Source organism: Qingshengfaniella alkalisoli, assembly GCF_007855645.1.
Taxonomy (GTDB): Bacteria; Pseudomonadota; Alphaproteobacteria; order Rhodobacterales; family Rhodobacteraceae; genus Qingshengfaniella; species Qingshengfaniella alkalisoli.
Window position 1 is genome coordinate 340,583 of record NZ_CP042262.1, and the last position, 14,647, is coordinate 355,229.

Here is a 14,647-nt window from a genome sequence, read left to right on the forward strand (position 1 = left end):
ACTATGGTGGAGCATGTCTCCTAAAGGGTGAGGCCGCCCCTTCCCTTTTCTTGCGCAATTCAGCGACGTTATGATCAGACTGCTACGAGAGGTAACCCAATGCTGAGACAGCTCACAACCAGCGCAGTGATTTGCGCGACCGCCCTGCCCGCTTGCGCCGAAGGATCAAAGGTGGCCGTGATGTCCGCTTTCGCGCCTGAATGGATAGCGCTGCAGGACGAGCTTGCGAACGCCGAAGAAACGGTAATCAACGGCAACCATTTCATCACAGGCACGCTTGGTGGCAAGGACGTGGTGTTGTTCTTGTCGGGCATTTCCATGGTCAATGCTGCAATGACCACACAGGTTGCTCTAGACCACTTCGATATTGGCGCAATCGTGTTCTCCGGCATCGCCGGCGGCGTGGATTCTTCCCTGAACATCGGCGATGTGGTGGTGCCAGCGCAGTGGGGACAGTATCTGGAAACGATCATGGCGCGTGAGACGGCCGAGGGCTTTGCTGTTCCGCCATGGATGACGACGGAGTTTCCAAACTACGGCATGATGTTTCCGCAGACAGTGGACGTCACAAGTGCTCGCGGCGGAGAACCGGAGCCAAAGTTCTGGTTCGAAACCGACCCTGCCCTTCTCGCCGCCGCTCAAGAAGTCGCCGGAACCCTGTCTCTTGAGGATTGCAACCCGGATAATTCCTGTCTGACAGCAGCCCCGAAAGTCGAGGTCGGTGGCAACGGCGTGTCAGGCGCCTCCTTCGTGGACAATGCCGACTTCCGCAATTACGTCTCGGACACCTTCGAGGCCAAAGTTCTCGATATGGAAAGTGCTGCAGTTGCCCATGTCGCGTATGCCAATGAAGTACCGTTCATCGCCTTCCGATCACTTTCCGATCTCGCCGGCGGCGGGCCGGGTGAAAACGAGATGACAACGTTTTTTGATCTTGCCGCTACCAATTCGGCGTCGGTGGTTCTGGCATTTCTCGAGAGGATGGAAACGCCCTGATGGCGTAGCGCCGGTTCGATAGAAAAATCAGGCGAATACCAGCGCGAGCCAAAACCAACAGACAGAACGTACTTTGAGACCAGGACACCGCGCGCAACGATTGCGCGGTCCCCTTTGTCATTGGCATACCTTTTGTTTAGACCGTCTTTGACAGCCGCCGCTGGCTGCACCAGCATCGGAGCAACGTGATGGATCCAGGCGCCATAGAGACTTTAAGGCTGCAGTCGTACGAAGCACTCGGATCCACGGCCGTTTTCTATGTAGCCGACTCAAGGTACCTTCCGCTGTCATTGGCCTCTGCGGCGAGTGCGGCAGAAAGGCTCGGAAGGAAAGTTCCGGTCGTGTTGTTGCTTGTGGATGTCTCGGCCGATGTCGCGCATGCGGCGAACGACTTTTTGCGGGACCGGGGACTGGATGCTCAAACGCGCCCGCTCGATCTGTCGGCCGGTTCGATAGATTTGTCTCGTCTTGCCACGCCGCGCGAAAGCATCTCCCCGGCAGCGTATGGACGTCTGGCGGCACCCGATCTGCTGACGGAATTTGAGACACTGATCTATCTGGACGGTGACACTCTGATCCACGGCGATCTTGCGGAGTTGGCCGCAATCAAACCCCAAACACTGGCGGCAGTGGAATCTGGCGCGGGTGCATCGCGCAGGGTCTATACTGACAATCCCATCGCGACGCCCCCCAGCTATTTCAACAATGGCGTTTGTGTTATCAATGCTGATTTCTGGCTACGCGAGAAAATCACGGCGCGGATAATGAAACTGCTCAGTCCCGACGGCCCTGTTCTGAGTTTGCCGGATCAGGATGTTATGAACCTTGTTTTCGGTCAGGCCTACCATCGGCTGCACCCGCGTTGGAACTTTACCAAGGGCACGAGCTGGATCTATACGAATATGCAGCCCGCCATCGCGCATTTTGCTGGTCGCATCTATCCATGGGATTCGCGTGATCGTCGTTGCCCGCAAGTCTACCGCGATCGCTATCAGGAGTTGTTCGCGCAGATGCCTGCCGCTGTACGTGAGCAGATAGACTTGTTGAAAATGCCTCCGATTGAAGTCAAACGATCGCGCGACTGGTGCCCGCTTCAGGAGAGGTTGGGCCTGCGTCGCAGGTCTGGCTGGAACCCCAAACATGCGACCATGTTGGCAAAGACGGGCACATGAACATCCCGCGTCGCATTCACATGCTCTGGTTGCAAGGTTGGCAAAATGCGCCGGACCTAGCCAGGGTCTGCGCCGAAGGATGGGGCAAGCTGAACCCGAACCACGACGTCGTGCTGCATGATGCGTCCAGCGTGGAAAGGCAGCTTGCCCGTTTTCCGGTGCCGGTCGCGCATCTTCCACCCCAGGCCGCTGCCGACATATTCCGCGCGTCACTGCTCAACAGCGAAGGCGGTATTTGGGCCGATGCGAGCCTTGTTCCCATCCAACCGCTTGATGATTGGTTCGGTGATATGAACGCCTTTGGCTTCAGCGCCGTTGGTGGCTGGCAAGAAGGGCGGGCGATGGAAAACTGGTTTCTAGCCTCCACACCGGGCCATGCGATCCTGTCCCGCTTTTGCGCCGCTGCGGCGGACTACTGGACGCCCGAGAGGAAAACGCTGATCGACGTGGCGTGGAGCGGTTTGGACACAGGCCGTGTTCCGGTCCGTCAGTTGAAACTGTCGGAGGCTGGGGTTGCTCGATCCTCCAGCCGATCCGAACAACTATGTGCGACCACACGGACCCCGTCGCTGGCGACATGTCTTTCCTTACTTCTGGTTTCAGTATCTGTTCGGCTATCTAACGGAAGCCGATCCTGACTTTGGCGAGGCGTGGGCGCAGACCCCGAAGCTGGAGCCTTTGGCGGCACAATGGATGGCATGGCACCTGAAAGCCAACCCCCAGGCAGCGCTGGGTGATTTCGAAGCAGCCCGTATGCGCGCCCCGGTTCAGAAGTTCCGGTTTAAGAAATCCATCCCGGCCGAGCGTCAGGTCGAAATTGCTCGGGCGCTGACCGGCGAAACGGGCTGACAATCCCGACTTTCTGCGACATGCACGGGCTGCACATTCCATTCAACGGAGACTGACCGTGACCACCACGCCTCAATTCGGCCTGACGCATACCATGATACGGGTCAAAGATCCGGAACGCTCGCTGGAATTCTATCGCGATGTGATTGGCATGAAGCTGATCGCGCGGTTTGATTTCGAGGAAGCCAAGTTTTCGTTGTATTTCCTCGATGCTGCGGCGAATGAGCCACCAGCAGATGTAACGGTCGAAGAGGTCTTTTCGCGCCCCGGCTTGTTGGAATTGGTCCATAACTGGGGCAGCGAGAATGATCCCGGCTTCAGGACCTCGAGCGGGAATGAAGAGCCCAAAGGCTACGGCCATATCTGCCTCAGCGTGCCTGACATCGAGGCCGCTTGCGCGCATCTCGACGCAAATGGCGTGACCTTCCGCAAGCGGCTGGGCGAAGGCGGGATGAAAGACATCGTGTTTTTCGAAGACCCTGACGGTTACTGGATCGAGCTTGTTGCGCCGGGGCGTATGCGGGCGCTTGTTGGTGCGCATCGGGTGGTGTGATGTCGGACGGGCGGGTCTGCGGCCCGCCCCTTGCGATCAGTTGGCCGCGCCTGCCTGTGGGATCGGGAACAGCACGTCATAGGCCCAGTTAAAGACGAAGGCGTAGATCAGGTAGAAGAACGCGAAGGACGCATCCATCAGAAGCGCTTCGATCAGCGGGATCTGCAGATACCAGGCGATGAAGGGCAGCAGCACCAGAAGCAGGCCGATCTCGAAGACCAGCGCGTGGCCGACCCGGATGGCGGGTGTCTTGCGCACATCTCCGCGCAGCCGCAACATCGCGTGGTCGAAGCCCAGATTGTAGATGTAGTTCCATGCCGTCGCGATCGTCGCGCTGACCACGGCGACCACGCCTATCTCGTGCATGGGGGTCCCGAAGATCCAGGCCCCCATCGGCGTGACGATCAGCAATCCGATGATCTCGAAAGAAATGGCGTGACGGATCCGGTCTTTTGTCTTGCGCATGGCAATCCCCAATGTCTCTCGGGTCGTCCCGAACATCGATCCCGCATCGGGGGAGGTCGTCCTCTCTTTCAGGCAAGGTAGTCGTTTGGGTGCGGGGTTCAAGGTGTTTGGGCCGCCTCGACGCCTCGACAAGATGCGTATAAACCGGCAAAAGCGGCATCTTTCGGCCAGGACGCATTGAAATGCGCCCCGTCAGGCGTGATATGCGATGCTCAAAACGGAGTTTTCAATGACAGATCGGCAGCCCCCCGGAAGGCGGCCTTCGCTTTCGATGCCGATCATCCGTATTGCCGCGGACCTGAACGGGACCGGCACCCTGACCGTGGGCAATCTGCTTGCGGCATTGGGGGAGCGGTCCTTCGGCTGGGCGATCGTTCTGTTCTCGCTGCTGACGCTGCTGCCCCTGCCGCCCGGGTCTTCGCTGATCACCGGGCTGCCCGCGCTGCTGGCCACCATCCAGATGGCGCTGGGATTTCACTATGTGCGCCTGCCCGGCCGTTTGGCGCGGATCCGGATCAAGCATGACACCCTGCGCCGCACGCTGCTGCGCCTGCGTCCCATCACCCGCCGGCTGGAACGCATCCTGTCGCCCCGTTACGGTCGCATGTTCTCGGCCAGGCTGGAACAACCCCTCGGCATCATGCTGTTCATCATCAGCGTCGCGCTGTTCCTGCCCGTGCCGCTGAGCGGCTGGTTCCCGGCGATTTCGCTGTTCATCGTGGGCGTCGGGCTGATCGAGCGCGACGGGCTGGTCGTCATCCTCGGCCTGGTATCGGGCACCATCGCGGTGCTGCTGACGCTGATCCTGATCCTGTCTTTTGCCAGCGGTGCCGAAGGGTTGATCCGGTAGCCGCACAGAACGCGCACCCGAAAGGGAGCGTTTCTCGAAGGGTTCAGCTGCCTGGAAAATAAAGGCGGCGACCCCAGGGAGGAGGAAGGGGCCGCCGCGTATTTCCAAGGCTCAGGGAGGAGGAGAGCCTTAGGAAACGATGTGGCGCATCGCTGCGCCGTTGTCCCTTATCTGCCATTCGCCGCACCGCAGAACAACGCACAGTTATGCAAACCAGCTTTGGCCACAGCGCATAGCAGGAAATCAACCACCCGGACGCCCCCCTGACGATGTGGCGCAAATGACAGGACCACCACCGCTTTATCTGGCCTTCAGACGTTGCTTATGGCGCGTTCACGATGGAAGACATAAATGCCCGACACCAGAATGATGGCAGTGCCAAGCCAAGTTACGGCATCCGGAAAATCACCAAAGACCAGAAACCCGACAACCGTTGCGCCCACGATCTCAAGATATTGCAGCGGTGCCAGAAGGCTGGCTTCTGCTTTGCTGAAGGCATAGGTCAGGGTCAGAAAGGTGATCGCAGCCAGCGCGCCGGCACCCAGAACGGCCCATACGGCCCAGCTTGGAATGGACGCAACGGGTGTGTGATCATGGCCTGACGCGATGACCGCGCCCTGAATGACGAGAAGCAGGGTCGCTGCACAAAACGTCGCGCCAAGCTGGAAGGATACAGCGGATCTCGTTCGGGTCGCTTTGCGCACGACAATCATGTTCAACGCATACGCCAATGCTGCGAGCGCAGGAAACAAAGCGACCGGACCAAATACCGCGAAGTTGGGGCGGATTACGATCAACGCACCAACGAGCCCGATTGCAACCGCCATATAACGACGCGGTCCCACACGTTCTCCCAATAGCGGCCCGGACAGAATGGTCAGCAGAAGTGGCTCAATAAAAAAGATCGCAATGGCGGTAGCTATAGGCATCTTCTGGAATGCCGAAATCAGGCAGAACAATGTGGTCACGACCAAAGCGCCAGATGCCAATGCGGGCCAAGACAGCATAGATCCTGAAAGTTGCCGACGCAAAATAACAGCAACGGGAATGAAAAACAGCGCCTGCGCAACGGTGCGCCATACGGTTACGTCAAAAGGCGTCGCGACATCCGTGAGCAGTTTGGAAAGCGCATCGCCAACGGGTAGCATCGCCATCGCGGCACACATGGCAACCATCCCGCTGCGGTGGTTGCTTGCGGCTGTCGGATATTCCAAGGCTTCAATTTCCTTTACCATTTTAACAACGGCCTAGTGTGGACAACTTCGATCGTCAATCGTCTGCGCTAGGCGTTGGAAAAAGCAATCAGGAAAAAATCATCTTTTCAATTATGCTTTCAGAGATTCCATGATATTTTCCATTGCGTAATAGGAATGATTTTCTATAGAGGTTCATTCTTGATATGCAGTATTTGGATGTATTGAATTGAGGAACACGATGACAAAGATTGATCTTAACAAGCTTTCCTATGCTGAGCTGGAAGAGCTGCAGAAAAACGCGCAAAAAGCGATGCTAGAAGCCAAAAACCGTGATCTAGATGCTGTTATCGAAGCGGCCAAGGATAAAGCCAAGATTCTCGGTGTTTCATGGGATGACGTCGTTAAGAAGCTGATGGCAGCTCCGGCAAAAGGAACCGCAGAAGTGAAGTATCGCCACCCTGAAGATCCATCGTTGACCTGGGCCGGGCGTGGCCGGAAGCCCGTTTGGCTTACCAAAGAGCTGAGTGCGGGAAAAGCACTGAAAGACTTTTCAGTGTAAGCGCGTCCGCAACACCAACCGGACTTCGGGCGCGACCAGATGAAAGGTCAGTGGCTGATCGGTGAATGCTGCTGCTGAATGGCTCAACCGGATACATCTGCAGGACGCGGACGGATATGCCGGCCGGCACGGTAAGCTAGGTGATGGCGTGTCCCGTCTTTCGTGCCTTAACCTTGAACTACGAGACTGGTCGGGCACTCCCGCACTCCTGCTTCGACGAAGTCTCTCGAAGAACTAGTTCTCGGCCAGTAGGTCCTTGCCGCGGCGGGTGTCACACAGACATCGTGCGCTCGCCACGCATGACTAGTGGCCGTCAAACAATGCTCCAACGCGCAACGAACGGGCTCAGGTATCTCGGCTTAACCCACTTTCGGCGGCGCCTTCGCTTCGGGCTCTGCCAGATCGTCATTCCAAGTGATCCGTAGGTCCAGCCTGCAACTCCCCTCCACGCGATCTGCGCGAATGCGAAGATTCAGCAGGCCGTCCGGCTCCAGAACGATCTCGCCATTGCCGTCTTTGAGAGACAATTCACCTTTGCCTATGCCCGCAGTAACCGCCTTCAGCAGCGTACGGATCGTCTTGCGATCCTGAAGGGAATTATGGCGGAACTTGGCGTCAGCTTTCATAGGATCTGGGTCCCTTTCAGCGCGTGGTCCGGATTGAAGTGCTTCGCTTTGGGGTAATCCGCACTTAGTCCGATGACATCCCCACTTGGGAAAATCAATGTTGCACCCGCGCCCGCGCCCTGCAGCCCCTGTCTTTTGCGAGAAGTACGATCAAGCGTGATGTCACCTTCCAGGTGCAGAACTCCTTTTTTCACCAGCAAACGCTGCCCGGAGCTGTTGTTTACATGGCCCTGAACAATCATTTTGACACCAAGATCATGCAGCATCTGCGCACCCGAGGCCGTCAGTTGCTTATCGGTGGTGCGATACTTGGTCCGCGTCAAATTGGCGGCCGACCCGAAATAGAACGCAAGCGGATGCAGATGCGCCCCGTCGCGAAAACGCCGGTTTACCGCCGTCAGGCCTCCCTTCGATAACAGATCGCACATCTCGTCATCGATCCCGGCATGGACGAAAAGAAGAGATCCGGCGCGCGCGACTGCGTCCATCTTCTCAAAGAACCATGAATACGCGCCGTTTGACCTGAAAAACAAATGCTGGCAATGGCTTGCGGCTGCATAAGCAGTGCGAAAGTTCAACTCTGCTTCCGCGAGATCCGTCTCGATCGTCGAGAGCTTTTTCCGTAGCTTCAACATTTCTTTCCGGATGGCGGCGTCCGATAGCAGCCCCTTCGCGGCTACTGGAAACTGCACGAACCAGTCTTCGTCCGGAAGCAGCCGCTGGCGGCATTCCTCGTCGGTCAGCTTTCCAAGATCCATGCCACCGTGACCAACAAACCGAATCCAGATTTCGTGCAGCAGAGGAAATACTTTACGACCCATCCGCGCGAACAGATGCGCGGTCAGCGGCGTTTTCTCCTGCGCAAGCGACAAGGCGATCAACCGCATACGAAGATCGTGATTACCCGCCAGTAAAGTGACATCCGCACCGCTCCGCATCAAAGCGGCCAGAGAATCGAGCATATCCAGATTGCTCGGACCTTTGTCCAGGCAATCTCCTCCGACGATGATGCGCGTGTTGACCCCGAAGCTGGTCAGTCGGAAATCTGTCGGCCCGCTGCCCACCCGGCGCACAACGCCCGCTGCCGCAAGGGACCGCAGAAACCCCATGTAGTCGGCATGCGTGTCCGACAGAAAGACAATCGGGCGGTCAGGCCACTGCCACGGGCCAACCGCATAGGTATGAGATAATACGTTCTCTATTTCCCGCAAAGCCGCGAACGATCCGGGGCCGGAGTGTTCCGAGGCCAGCGGCCAGACCTCGCATTCGCGCGGAACCGACCGGACGAGATCGCTATTATCGAAGATCGGAGGGAGTTCTATCGAACGGGCAGCAGTTGCTTGGCTCAGGTCGCTCAAGGTCTTTCCTTAGTCCAGAACAGGTTCTTCGCGCCGCCGCGGTTTCCATGCCCCGCCGCAGCGAACCCATTTATCGCCGCCAGTGTAACACAGACGTAACGGTCGCGCGTGATACATGCTGTATTGCGCAATTTCCGCTCGGCTCAGGACACCCATCAGATGCGCGGCATGGCGGAAGGAGGCACCATGCCCAAAGAACAGCGTGACGGTTCCAGGTGGTACCCTCACTTTCTCAACCATGGTCTCGGACAAGTACCCGCGCACTCGTTCACCCGCCATCATCAGGCTTTCCGCACCCTGAAGCGGCAGGCAGTAATCGCTGTCCGATTTCCATCCCATTGGCGGGGCTTCGAAGCGCGGATCCTGGTCCAGCACAGCTTCGATTTCCCGCACCGTCAGGTTGGCTGCGCTTCCCAGCGACCTTTCAGACAATCGCGGCGTCTGCCGGACTTCATGAACGTCATGACCCGCGCGCTTCAAAACCTCCCCGGCGATCAGGGCTGTTTGCCACGCGCGAAGCTGGCAGGACGAATGAAGCACCGGATCGAGTGTCAGACCCTGCTCCTGCAGAATGCGTTCAATCTCTGCCCCGCACTCGGCGGCTTGCGCTTCCCCTTCCGCAGTCAGGGGAAAGGGTTGCAATGCACTCGGCGTATCCTTTCGTTGGTGGTAGGCTCCGTGCCGGATCAGCGCGATATGATGCCCAATCAGCCCAGCCAAAGGTCCCTGCCCTTCGCGGATAGCGCGTCGAAATCGACCGTCCCGGACACCTCGTAAACCGCCACGCCATCAAGCGCCGCGAGATATGCCTTGGGATCAAGCGGATCGCTGTCTTTCAGGAAGGTTCCATCAGGGTTCTGATAAAACGGTCCCGCGCTTTTCATGATGGCGCTCAGCAGGTCGGGCCGATCAGACAGATCGCATGGCGTGACCTGGACCGGATCATTCCCCCCATGATGCCAGTTCAGAATCCAGAAATGCGTCAGCGGAGCCGACCATTGGATACGCCCCTCACCATAGACCTGGTCGATATGCAGGTCATGCTTTTCTTCCAGCGCCCATAGGTTCTGTTGCGGCAGCGCGCCCAATTCGACCTGCCGCGTCGCATCCAACATCGGCGACAGTCGCGGATTGGTCAGGATCGTGCCGGGATTGATCCTGGGCAGCTTCGGGATACCAAGCGCGGCGGGTGGGCTGCCCGCCCTGACCAGCAGACGGTCGTTACTGACATAGGACAACCCGTCGATATCCATCATGCGCAGTACGGCGGTAGATTTTCCGCCCCCCGACAGACCCGCAATGGCCAGTGATTTATTGCAATCGGTGATCGCTGCGGCATGGCAAATCTGCCACCCCTCGCGCTGACAGATGTTCAGAAACTGCGTGTTTACGAAGTTGATGATCTGGTTGGGATGCCGCGAACAGGGGCCGAACGCCACCAGCCGCTCGGGCGACTGAAGGAAAGTAACACCGGTGCGAACCTTGTGGACAAGTCGCCCGCCTGTCAGATCACGATACGCGTCCTTGCGCCCCGATTTACCCGGCTCTCGCGCCCAGTCGATCCAGTCGGGTTGCGGTTCCAGGGCCTGGCCCTCCAGAACCTCGACCGTCGCATCTACCGGTCCCGGTCCAGCCGCAGCGCTGGCAAAATACTCGGCCAGTTCCGTCCGAAGAACCTCGCCACAAACCAGCGCCAGACGCAGGTGCCCAACCGACAGGAAGATCGGTGCGACCCCGTCCAGCGGCGAAAAATCGAGCCGGTTCAGAACATCCGCCACCCTCATGCGCCCAGATCCTTTAGAATATGGGATGTCAGCAGGTCCGGGGCGTCCAGCCCGCATCCATCTCGCACGCCCCGGAACCCGCCGAAGGCGGAGACTTCGAAAACGACAGGCCCTTCGTCCGTCAACGCTACATCGACCGTCGTGAAGGTCAGTCCGAAGGGGGCTTGCGCACGGCGGGCAAGCTCGATCTGTTCGGGGTCCGGATCGAACCCTTCGTACTTCCCCCCGCTGTGGATCGCGGTATTCCACGTATCGCCCTGCTTCACGCGGGCATAGGTGCAAAGGTATTCGCCGCCCAGAAACACCATACCCAAATCCTGCCCGGACAGGTCAATCTTGCGCTGAATGTACATAACCGGATGTTCGGCGGCGAAGGCGGCGATATCCTCGCCTGCCTTGTCATCCTCGCCTGAAATCAGCGTCATCCCCCGCGCTTTCGTGGAGTAGAGCGGCTTGAACACCGCCGTTCCGAAATCCCGCGCGGCCTGAAGCGCGGCAGATGGGTCCTCGGTGATACGTGTTTCTGGCATCGGCACGTCGGCGGCGGCCAGCGACACCGTGCAGGCCAGCCGGTCGATCAGGCGGATGATCGCCTCGGGGCGACTATAAATACGTACGCCGCGCGCCTCGGCCATGCGCAGCATCTCCAGCCGATCCAGAACATGGGGGCTGTAGATCTCGGAAATCTTCTTGACGATGAGCGCATCGAATGTCGACAGATCGTGCCCGTCATAGTGCAGCCCCCCGGTAGCCAGGTCCAGCGTCACCCGGCCCATGTCGATCACCAGCCGAAAACCGGTCTTCGTCTCGACCGCGTCGGCAAGCGCCTCGGTCGACCACTTGCCGGGGATGCCGACCACACCGATCTTCAGATCAGTCACTGAACAACTCCTTTATCGGCAATTTGAACCGCCCTTCCCTGCCCTGTGGGCATTCAAGAACGCGTTCCAGCAGGAAACGCGAGCGCACGAACATCCGCCGCGCATGCGACCGCTCCAGCGTGAAGCGTGTCGACGTTGCAAAGCTGCGCGCCAGCCCCAGCGCGAGACGATACTCGAAGGTCTGGTCTTTCTGGCTACGCGCGAATTTCGTGGCGGTGGCGTGAAAATCCATCACCACCTGCGCTATGCGTTCCCGTACCGGCCCGTCCTGAATCTGCAATCGGTAATTGGACACCATGAACACCGACACGTCTTGCACGTAATCCATATACCGCGACCTATGGAGATCGATGAACCGGATCTTACGGCCGAGATGATCGTAAATCACGTTATCAAGGTTGAAATCACCGTGAATGTGTACCGAGAACGGCGCGGGAAGCGCTTTCTCGCGCTTGGCGGCCTCGACCACAAGACTGTCGAAATCCGGCAGTTCAACTGCGCCGACAGTCACCGGAACCGGATCGAAATCTGGATGAATGCGACGCACCTCCTTCATTCGGCCGGCCAGTTGATCCATCGACGCCATCTTGGCGGGCTCATCCGTGCGGGTGCTTTTCCAGATGTCACGCAGGGTTTTCGACAGCGCCTTCTGCGCCTCCTGCAACCGCGCATCGCTTTCGTTCAGCAGGATCTGCTCAAAGGTCTGACCCGGTAGGTGCTCGATCAGCAAAGCCGCAGACTGCCCCCGCTTTTCATAGGACAGGATCTTCGGCGCAAGACCGGGATAGATTGAATTCCAGCTTTTCACCCCTGCCCGCTCTTCGCGGACCTTTTTAAGCGTGCCGTCCTTGAATACCGCGTTCAGCGTCTCGCCCTTTTCATCCTTGGATTGAACCGCAGAAATTGCGCTGCCGGACCGGGTTTCAGCAAGCGGTTCGAGATCCGGCGCATCGTCGGACGTGTCAGTGGCAGACAAGATACTGCGTAGGGTGAAGTAACGCTCGAAACGCACCGACTGGCCGATATTGACCGACAGGATCGCCTCGCCGATGCTTTGCAGCGCGTCGCCCATCCGCCTGATTTCATTCACCGCCAGCAGCGCATTTGCCAAGTCCGCAGTGTGGTGTGACTTCTGCATGTCACGGGTGTAAGTGCGGAACATCTGGTCATAGAAATCGTCGAGCTGCGCCTTGCTTTGCCCGATGCCGAGCGCAAGCTTGCTGTCACTCGATGCGATCGCGGGCATGATGTCCGCCACGCAGGTGGCCACACCTTTGACGATCTTCGGATATACGCTTGGACGCAACAGCGCCGTGCGGTTTACCTTTTCGGCATGAATTAGGCTGCGGCGTGCTAGGCGGCTGATCAGATCCAGATTGCGCGCGACCATATCCATGTTTTCAAGAAGCAGGCGCGAGGTTTCCGTCGCCCCCTTTGCGGACAGCGCCCGTTGGCTGGCGCTTTGAACCCGCGCCCGCAGGTTGTCGCCATAGCCCGCGCGAAGGATCACCTTTTGCGCACGACCCGCATCGGGATCCTGAAAATATGAACGCGCCCCGGAAAGCTGGCCGTCGATCTCCGCACACAGGAACTGAAGGTTTTCGCGCACAACGCGCGGCGGCTTAGCCATCCAGAACCCCCAGGTAAAGCGGCGCCGCTTCGTCTGCAAGCGAAGGTGCATATGCGGGGCGGAACCACGCGGCATCGTTAACAGGGCAAGCCCATATCGTATCGATTTGCGAGGCATCCGGCTCCGGGCCCAACCGGGGAGAATAGTCCTTGGCAATCGTGCAGGCAAACAAGGCCTCGACCTGATGCCGCATGCCGTCTTCCTTCGGTTTGAAGACCTCTGCCAGATGCAGCAGTGCTCCCACCTCGACCGGCGCACCGACTTCCTCGGCACATTCTCGTGCCACGCAGTCGGCCAGACTCTCGCCCGGTTCCTGTTTGCCACCGGGCAGCGTCAGGTAAGGTTTGCCACAACCGCGTTGCTTGACCTGCGCCAGAATTTTTCCGTCGCGCCAGATGACCGCGCGCGCAGTCGGGCGGATGGGGAAGATAAACTCGGTCGAAATCGTCATGGAAAATCCATATAGGCGGTTAAAAACAGCTTTATGACGAAACCATCACAGTGTGAAGGAAACGCCATGACAAATGCGCGGGTCGTACGAAACGCCGAAATTCCCGACGCCTTGCGCATTGCCCGGGCAAAGGCTTCGCCCAATCTGGGACCGCGGCTATTGTTCTTCTCAGGTGGCAGCGCTTTGAACAGTGTTTCGCGGCGGCTCAAGGAATACACCCACAACTCCGCACATCTCATTACCCCGTTTGACAGCGGAGGATCATCGGCAGTGCTGCGCGACGCGTTCGGTATGCCGGCCGTTGGAGACGTGCGTAGCCGGTTGATGGCGCTCGCCGATGAAACGGAGTTGGGCCAGCCGGACATTTACGCATTGTTCACGCATCGCTTGCCGAAAGACGCGCCAAAGAAGGAGCTTATCGCGGAGTTTCGTTCGATCATCGACGGTACCCACCCTTTGATGCGGTCCGTGTCGCAACCCATGCGCAGCCTGATCCTGACGCAGCTCCGCAGCTTCGCCGATCGAATGCCCGGCGATCTGGACCTGCGCGGAGCCAGCATCGGCAACCTGATCCTGGCCGGCGGCTATTTTGCCAATGACCAGGCGCTGGAACCGGTTCTGTTTCTGATGTCCAAGATGGTAGCGGTGCTGGGAACCGTCCGCGCGGTTGTAGACATGAACCTGCACATCGGCGCGGAACTGGAGGATGGCAGTATTGTCATCGGACAGCGTCATCTGACCGGCAAGGAGGTCGCGCCTATCCACAGCCCGGTCCGGCGTCTGTTCCTGTCAGACGGCACGCGGGAAATCCCCGCAGAGGGCGTCCGGTTGCCAAAACGCAACCGCCGGCTGATCGAACGTGCGGATCTGATCTGCTACCCACCCGGCAGCCTCTATTCCAGCGTTATTGCCAATCTCTTGCCTCTCCGGGTCGGATCAACCATCGCCTCGCGGGCAGTGCCGAAAGTCTACGTGCCTAGCCTGGGCCACGATCCGGAATGCCTGGATATGTCATTGGCTGATCAGGTGGAGGCGCTATTGCAGGCGCTCAAATCGGATCTGAAGACGACACAGCCAAATAACGAGCTCGTCAATCTGGTGCTCTGCGACAGGAATGTTGTCTCCAAGGCTGCGGTGACGGAAGTCCGGAACAGACACGGCATCGCTTCCGCCCATGTCGATTTGATACACCCTGACCGTCCTGAAAAATACGATCCCGAGCGGCTTTGCGACGCCCTTGTTTCGCTAAGCTAGCTCAGGACTCATAACCACTATAT

The 14,647-nt window shown here is 58.5% G+C and carries 17 protein-coding genes; 8 read left to right on the plus strand and 9 right to left on the minus strand.

Annotated elements, in window-relative coordinates:
• Nucleotides 1-99 precede the first annotated feature (99 nt).
• The 5 genes from FPZ52_RS12980 (at nucleotide 100) to gloA (ending at nucleotide 3,570) form a co-directional block, all read left to right on the plus strand.
• Nucleotides 100-996, plus strand: a complete 897-nt coding sequence (locus FPZ52_RS12980) for a 5'-methylthioadenosine/S-adenosylhomocysteine nucleosidase (protein WP_146366020.1) — start codon at nucleotides 100-102, stop codon at nucleotides 994-996.
• Between the two features lie 188 nt (nucleotides 997-1,184).
• The gene (locus FPZ52_RS12985; RefSeq protein ID WP_146366021.1) at nucleotides 1,185-2,168 is read left to right on the plus strand and encodes a glycosyltransferase family 8 protein; all 984 of its coding nucleotides are present in this window, start codon (nucleotides 1,185-1,187) and stop codon (nucleotides 2,166-2,168) included.
• Nucleotides 2,165-2,806 (plus strand): glycosyltransferase family 32 protein, encoded by a 642-nt coding sequence (locus tag FPZ52_RS12990; protein ID WP_146366022.1) that lies wholly within the window; start codon nucleotides 2,165-2,167, stop codon nucleotides 2,804-2,806. Before FPZ52_RS12985 ends, FPZ52_RS12990 begins: the two co-directional genes overlap by 4 nt.
• 55 nt (nucleotides 2,807-2,861) lie before the next feature.
• Nucleotides 2,862-3,017 carry a hypothetical protein gene (locus FPZ52_RS18965; protein ID WP_168201355.1) on the plus strand — a complete coding sequence of 52 codons (156 nt, stop codon included), beginning with the start codon at nucleotides 2,862-2,864 and terminating at the stop codon, nucleotides 3,015-3,017.
• Between the two features lie 58 nt (nucleotides 3,018-3,075).
• Nucleotides 3,076-3,570 carry a lactoylglutathione lyase gene (gene gloA / locus FPZ52_RS12995; RefSeq protein WP_240804449.1) on the plus strand — a complete coding sequence of 165 codons (495 nt, stop codon included), beginning with the start codon at nucleotides 3,076-3,078 and terminating at the stop codon, nucleotides 3,568-3,570.
• 36 nt (nucleotides 3,571-3,606) lie between these two features.
• On the opposite strand, the gene FPZ52_RS13000 is transcribed toward gloA, so the two are convergent.
• A complete protein-coding gene (locus FPZ52_RS13000) occupies nucleotides 3,607-4,035 on the minus strand; it encodes a PACE efflux transporter (RefSeq protein WP_146365001.1) in 429 nt (142 codons plus the stop codon).
• Nucleotides 4,036-4,306: 271 nt separating this feature from the next.
• On the opposite strand from FPZ52_RS13000, the gene FPZ52_RS13005 reads away from it, so the two are divergent.
• Nucleotides 4,307-4,885 carry an exopolysaccharide biosynthesis protein gene (locus tag FPZ52_RS13005; protein ID WP_240804328.1) on the plus strand — a complete coding sequence of 193 codons (579 nt, stop codon included), beginning with the start codon at nucleotides 4,307-4,309 and terminating at the stop codon, nucleotides 4,883-4,885.
• 311 nt (nucleotides 4,886-5,196) lie between these two features.
• On the opposite strand, the gene FPZ52_RS13010 is transcribed toward FPZ52_RS13005, so the two are convergent.
• The gene (locus FPZ52_RS13010) at nucleotides 5,197-6,099 is read right to left on the minus strand and encodes a DMT family transporter (RefSeq protein ID WP_240804450.1); all 903 of its coding nucleotides are present in this window, start codon (nucleotides 6,097-6,099) and stop codon (nucleotides 5,197-5,199) included.
• Between the two features lie 220 nt (nucleotides 6,100-6,319).
• On the opposite strand from FPZ52_RS13010, the gene FPZ52_RS13015 reads away from it, so the two are divergent.
• A complete protein-coding gene (locus FPZ52_RS13015; RefSeq protein WP_146366023.1) occupies nucleotides 6,320-6,640 on the plus strand; it encodes an H-NS histone family protein in 321 nt (106 codons plus the stop codon).
• A gap of 359 nt (nucleotides 6,641-6,999) precedes the next feature.
• Here FPZ52_RS13015 and FPZ52_RS13020 read toward each other — a convergent pair whose 3' ends face one another.
• From FPZ52_RS13020 to FPZ52_RS13050, 7 genes are read right to left on the minus strand one after another with little or no spacing between them, the layout of a single operon-like run.
• A complete protein-coding gene (locus FPZ52_RS13020; RefSeq protein ID WP_146366024.1) occupies nucleotides 7,000-7,266 on the minus strand; it encodes an amphi-Trp domain-containing protein in 267 nt (88 codons plus the stop codon).
• A complete protein-coding gene (locus FPZ52_RS13025) occupies nucleotides 7,263-8,624 on the minus strand; it encodes a metallophosphoesterase (protein ID WP_240804451.1) in 1,362 nt (453 codons plus the stop codon). The genes FPZ52_RS13020 and FPZ52_RS13025 overlap by 4 nt, the downstream gene beginning before the upstream one ends.
• Nucleotides 8,625-8,633: 9 nt before the next feature.
• The gene (locus FPZ52_RS13030; RefSeq protein ID WP_240804452.1) at nucleotides 8,634-9,344 is read right to left on the minus strand and encodes a histidine phosphatase family protein; all 711 of its coding nucleotides are present in this window, start codon (nucleotides 9,342-9,344) and stop codon (nucleotides 8,634-8,636) included.
• Complete coding sequence (locus FPZ52_RS13035) at nucleotides 9,332-10,408, minus strand: HprK-related kinase B (protein WP_146366025.1); 1,077 nt, start codon at nucleotides 10,406-10,408, stop codon at nucleotides 9,332-9,334. Before FPZ52_RS13035 ends, FPZ52_RS13030 begins: the two co-directional genes overlap by 13 nt.
• The gene (locus FPZ52_RS13040) at nucleotides 10,405-11,289 is read right to left on the minus strand and encodes a GAK system ATP-grasp enzyme (protein WP_146366026.1); all 885 of its coding nucleotides are present in this window, start codon (nucleotides 11,287-11,289) and stop codon (nucleotides 10,405-10,407) included. Before FPZ52_RS13040 ends, FPZ52_RS13035 begins: the two co-directional genes overlap by 4 nt.
• Nucleotides 11,282-12,919, minus strand: coding sequence for a phosphotransferase (locus tag FPZ52_RS13045; RefSeq protein WP_146366027.1), 1,638 nt, complete (start codon nucleotides 12,917-12,919; stop codon nucleotides 11,282-11,284). The genes FPZ52_RS13040 and FPZ52_RS13045 overlap by 8 nt, the downstream gene beginning before the upstream one ends.
• The gene (locus tag FPZ52_RS13050) at nucleotides 12,912-13,370 is read right to left on the minus strand and encodes an NUDIX domain-containing protein (protein WP_146366028.1); all 459 of its coding nucleotides are present in this window, start codon (nucleotides 13,368-13,370) and stop codon (nucleotides 12,912-12,914) included. The genes FPZ52_RS13045 and FPZ52_RS13050 overlap by 8 nt, the downstream gene beginning before the upstream one ends.
• A gap of 66 nt (nucleotides 13,371-13,436) precedes the next feature.
• On the opposite strand from FPZ52_RS13050, the gene FPZ52_RS13055 reads away from it, so the two are divergent.
• Nucleotides 13,437-14,624, plus strand: a complete 1,188-nt coding sequence (locus FPZ52_RS13055) for a GAK system CofD-like protein (protein WP_146366029.1) — start codon at nucleotides 13,437-13,439, stop codon at nucleotides 14,622-14,624.
• Nucleotides 14,625-14,647 lie beyond the last annotated feature (23 nt).

Bases quoted from the DNA above. Each gene is read 5' to 3' on its own strand.
- FPZ52_RS13035 (WP_146366025.1), bottom strand. From the start codon at position 10,408: ATGAGGGTGGCGGATGTTCTGAACCGGCTCGATTTTTCGCCGCTGGAC.
- FPZ52_RS12985 (WP_146366021.1), top strand. From the start codon at position 1,185: ATGGATCCAGGCGCCATAGAGACTTTAAGGCTGCAGTCGTACGAAGCA.
- FPZ52_RS12980 (WP_146366020.1), top strand. From the start codon at position 100: ATGCTGAGACAGCTCACAACCAGCGCAGTGATTTGCGCGACCGCCCTG.
- FPZ52_RS13045 (WP_146366027.1), bottom strand. From the start codon at position 12,919: ATGGCTAAGCCGCCGCGCGTTGTGCGCGAAAACCTTCAGTTCCTGTGT.
- FPZ52_RS13000 (WP_146365001.1), bottom strand. From the start codon at position 4,035: ATGCGCAAGACAAAAGACCGGATCCGTCACGCCATTTCTTTCGAGATC.
- FPZ52_RS18965 (WP_168201355.1), top strand. From the start codon at position 2,862: ATGGCATGGCACCTGAAAGCCAACCCCCAGGCAGCGCTGGGTGATTTC.
- FPZ52_RS13005 (WP_240804328.1), top strand. From the start codon at position 4,307: ATGCCGATCATCCGTATTGCCGCGGACCTGAACGGGACCGGCACCCTG.
- FPZ52_RS12990 (WP_146366022.1), top strand. From the start codon at position 2,165: ATGAACATCCCGCGTCGCATTCACATGCTCTGGTTGCAAGGTTGGCAA.
- FPZ52_RS13055 (WP_146366029.1), top strand. From the start codon at position 13,437: ATGACAAATGCGCGGGTCGTACGAAACGCCGAAATTCCCGACGCCTTG.
- FPZ52_RS13020 (WP_146366024.1), bottom strand. From the start codon at position 7,266: ATGAAAGCTGACGCCAAGTTCCGCCATAATTCCCTTCAGGATCGCAAG.
- FPZ52_RS13015 (WP_146366023.1), top strand. From the start codon at position 6,320: ATGACAAAGATTGATCTTAACAAGCTTTCCTATGCTGAGCTGGAAGAG.
- FPZ52_RS13050 (WP_146366028.1), bottom strand. From the start codon at position 13,370: ATGACGATTTCGACCGAGTTTATCTTCCCCATCCGCCCGACTGCGCGC.